Source organism: Mycobacterium sp., assembly GCF_049585075.1.
Classification (GTDB): Bacteria; Actinomycetota; Actinomycetes; order Mycobacteriales; family Mycobacteriaceae; genus Mycobacterium.
Genome location: NZ_JBAUZA010000387.1, coordinates 1 through 3,841, shown reverse-complemented (window position 1 = coordinate 3,841; position 3,841 = coordinate 1). Strand labels below are relative to the sequence as shown.

At 64.7% G+C, this 3,841-nt stretch carries 4 protein-coding genes; all 4 read left to right on the top strand.

The window, feature by feature from the left end:
* The coding region (locus WB785_RS18170; RefSeq protein WP_424080689.1) for a potassium channel family protein at window positions 1-869 on the top strand (869 nt) is incomplete at its 5' end.
* A 12-nt stretch (window positions 870-881) separates the two neighbouring features.
* Window positions 882-2,231 carry a hypothetical protein gene (locus WB785_RS18165; protein WP_424080688.1) on the top strand — a complete coding sequence of 450 codons (1,350 nt, stop codon included), beginning with the start codon at window positions 882-884 and terminating at the stop codon, window positions 2,229-2,231.
* Between the two features lie 15 nt (window positions 2,232-2,246).
* Window positions 2,247-2,795: a hypothetical protein gene (locus WB785_RS18160; protein WP_424080687.1), complete on the top strand. Its 549-nt coding sequence runs from the start codon at window positions 2,247-2,249 to the stop codon at window positions 2,793-2,795.
* Entirely contained in the window at window positions 2,792-3,766 is a 975-nt protein-coding gene (locus tag WB785_RS18155) for an HTTM domain-containing protein (RefSeq protein ID WP_424080686.1), read from the top strand. The genes WB785_RS18160 and WB785_RS18155 overlap by 4 nt, the downstream gene beginning before the upstream one ends.
* Window positions 3,767-3,841 lie beyond the last annotated feature (75 nt).

Sequence of the window (3,841 nt, the reverse complement as noted above, 5' to 3'; positions counted from 1 at the left end):
CCTGGCTGCGGGTGTTCGCGGCCGTAATGATGTTCAGCGGGGTGACGACCACCGCTTTGCTCGTCGCTTTCGTAGCCGACGTGTTGCTGTCGCGCCGCTTCGTCCTCGGGGCTGCGCGCCCCCGGATGCGTCATCTGCGTAACCACATTGTCGTCGTCGGGCTGAGCGCCGTCGCGATGCGCGTGGTTACCGATCTGACCACTGCGGGATACGACGTGGCGGTGATCGAGCAGGACGAGGACAACCGCTTCTTGTCGGCGGTACGCAAACTCGACGTGCCGGTGATCTTCGGCGACGCCACGTTGCGTCAAACCCTGCAGTCAGCACGGGTCGATCGTGCCCGCGCAGTGGCGGTGCTGACCCGCGACGACATAATCAACGTCGAAACCGGGATCGTGCTGACCGAAATGCTCGGGACTGAAATACGGCCCGGTCTCAACTGGACCGACGTTCCGTTGGTGCTGCGGGTCTTTGACCGCACACTGGGTTTCGCGGTGGCGCAGCGGTTCGGTTTTGAAAACGTGCGCTCCACCGTCGAACTGGCCGCACCCTGGTTCATCGGCGGTGCGGTCGGTCTGCAGGTGCTAGGCACGTTCTCGGTGGGCCAACGCTCGTTCGTGGTTGGCGGAATGCAGGTAGCACCCGGCAGCGAACTCGACGGCCTGCGCATGTTCGAACTGTCCACCCAGACCCGGGTCATCGCGATCACCCGGCCCAATTCACTGATCAAGCTGCACCCACGCCGCGATGCCCGACTGCACGCCGACGACACCGTCTACCTGATCGGGCCCTACCGCGAATTGCTTGCCACGCTGCGCAAAGGACGGCCACCCCGACAACCCGCGGCCGACGAGCCTGCCCATCAATAGGGCTGCCCGGTCGTGAGGATCGCGCGTCGAGAAGCGATTGGGGCTGCGATCGGGCTGGGCCTGGTTGCGGCCGCGTTCGTCTTGCCCCGCATGCACTGGGGCATCGCGTCGTATCTGCGCGTTCCAGACCGTTTCGCCTGGCATGCCGGGGCTGCCCCGATTTTCGGCCTGCTCGAGGCGCACGTCGGCTGGGGTACTGGACCGGCGATTGCACTTGGGCTGGCCGCCGTGCTGTGGGGACCCGTTGTAGCACAGCGGCTTTCATGGCGGGCGCTGCCCCTGGTCGCCTGGGCGACGTCTTGCGTGTGGGCGTTCTCGCTGGCGATGATCGACGGTTGGCAACGCGGGTTCGCCGGCCGATTGACCGACAAGGACGAATATCTGCCGCAGGTGCCGGGCATCACCAACATCCCGGAAACGCTGCGTACGTTTTCTAGTCGGATTGTGGATTTCCAGCCAAATTCGTGGATCACCCACGTCTCGGGTCACCCGCCGGGGGCGCTGCTGACGTTCGTCTGGCTGGACCGCATCGGCCTCGGGGGCGGCGCGTGGGCCGGGTTGCTGTGCCTGCTGGTCGGATCGAGCGCCGCGGCGGCAATCGTGATCACGCTGCGGACGTTGGCCGACGAGCCGGCCGCGCGAAGCGCCGCGGCGTTCGTCACCGTTGCGCCCACGGCGATCTGGATCGCCGTGTCGGCCGACGGTTACTTCGCCGGGGTCGCCGCCTGGGGCATCACACTGCTGGCGGTGGCGGTGCGCGGCGCCGTTCGATTCCCGGCACTGCTCGCCGCCGCCGCAGGATTGCTGCTCGGCTGGTCGGTGTTTCTCAGCTATGGCCTGATGTTGATGGCGATTCCGGCGTCGGCGGTAGGGGTGTGCGCGAGCAACTGGCGCTCCGCATTGCAGACACTGGTACCCGCACTTGTGGCCGCAGCCGCAGTGGCGGTGGTGTTCACCGCTACCGGCTTCTGCTGGCTCGACGGCTATAGCCTTGTGCAGCAACGCTATTGGCAGGGCATTGCGCATGAACGGCCATTTCAGTACTGGAGCTGGGCCAACTTGGCGGCGGTGGTGTGCGCGATCGGCTTGGGCAGCGTCGCCGGAATCAGCCGGGTCTTCGACGTGACCGCGATCCGCCGCCGATCGGGCCTGCATTTATTGATGCTGGCGATGCTGATTGCCATCATCTGCGCCGACGTGAGCATGCTGAGCAAGGCCGAGACAGAACGGATTTGGCTGCCGTTCACCGTATGGCTGACCGCCGCACCCGCGCTGTTGCCGCCGCGCTCAGCGCGGCTGTGGCTGGCCATTAACGTCGGTGGAGCGCTGTTGCTGAATAGTCTGATCTTTACCCATTGGTAGAAGGGAGGTCGGCCGATGATCACGCGGGGTCTCAAAAAGCTGTCGACGGTCGGCCCGCGATTCGAAAGCTCGCCGTTCGGCCAAGCAGCGATTAGCGGCGTGATCGTGCTCGTGCTGCTCATCGGCGTCGTGTGGAGTCTGCCGGATGCTGAAGTCAAGCGACGACTCGCGCCGGTGCTCCAGCCGATCGCGTCGGCGACTGGGCTGGAACAGAGCTGGCGGATGTATGCGCCGGATCCGCCGCGCCGCCAAGAGTTCCTCGACGTGCGCGTGACGTTGGCAAACGGTGCCCAGCGGGTGTGGACAAATCCACGCGGCGACCGCGTGGTGGGCGCGTTCGCGTGGTATCACTGGCAGAAGGTCAAAGAGAATGCTGTGCACGACCCCGCGAGCCGAGCTGGAGTGGCACATTGGATTGTTCGCCGGCTTACGGGACGCTCGGAGCGCGCTGTACGGGTGCAGATGATTTTGCGTACCGAGTCGCTTCCGGCACCGGGTACCAACGGTTCTCCCGTCCCGGGCGAGGAAATCCTCTACGACGAAACCCTCACCGGCGAGCCATGACTGAACCCGACCACCGTCGGCGGCCACGGGTTGTGGCCGCGCTGACCACATGGCGGATCTTTTGGTTTCAACTGCAACCGGCCTACACCCTGGGCTTGGTCAGGATGGCTTTCGGAGTCGTGGCGATCGGTTGGGCCATCTCTCTGCTACCCGATCTGTATCCGTTATTCGGCCCGCACGGGATAATGCCGCAGCAACCCGGTGACGCGTATTACTGGGGTGTTTTCGCGATCTGGAACAGTGACCATGCGCTGCTGATCGGATGGGCGGTGCTGCTGCTGTCGTCGCTCGTGCTGACCATCGGCTGGCACAGCCGACTCGCCGCGCTGGTGGTATTCGTGCTCATCATGTCGTTCCAACACCGCGACCCGTTGGTGTGGAACTCCGGTGATATCGCGGTGCGCATCGAGGCGCTGGTCCTCGCGCTCTCACCATGCGGGTCAGCGCTTTCGCTGGACCAAGCGCGCAGCGCGGGAACATTCTGGTCGGCGCAACAGCGCCCGCAGTGGGCGGTTCGGTTGTTGCAGGTGCAGATGTCGCTGATCTATTTGGCGTCGGCGCTCAGCAAGATCAAGGGCTCTACCTGGCCGCAGGGCACCGCGGTCTCCTACGCGCTGCGACTACCAGATCTGGTGCTGCTCTCTCCCCCACACTGGGCCACCAACACTGCGCTGCTGATGAACGCCGCCACCTGGGGCACCCTCGCCGTCGAGCTTTCACTTGCGTTTTTGGTGTGGAATCGTCACTTGCGACCTTGGGTTCTGGCCGCAGGCGTTGTCATGCACACCTTCATCATGATCAGCATCGCCGCGGGATTTTTCACCCTGGCGATGTTTGTGCTGTACCTCGCATTCATCCCACCCGAAACCGTGCAACGTCTTCCGCGCAACGCAAAACGCGTGCTTCGCCGCGGACCGAGTCCCGACACACCTGAACAATCCGAAGCAGTACCCGAGGGCAGCCCGCGATAGCACCCATGGACGATCACGAAACTCACTCGGGCGACGCGGCTTTGGCGCGTCGGCTCGGCCTCGCTGACGCGGTGG

Coding starts and splice junctions, on each gene's coding strand:
- WB785_RS18160 (WP_424080687.1), top strand. CDS start 2,247: ATGATCACGCGGGGTCTCAAAAAGCTGTCGACGGTCGGCCCGCGATTC.
- WB785_RS18155 (WP_424080686.1), top strand. CDS start 2,792: ATGACTGAACCCGACCACCGTCGGCGGCCACGGGTTGTGGCCGCGCTG.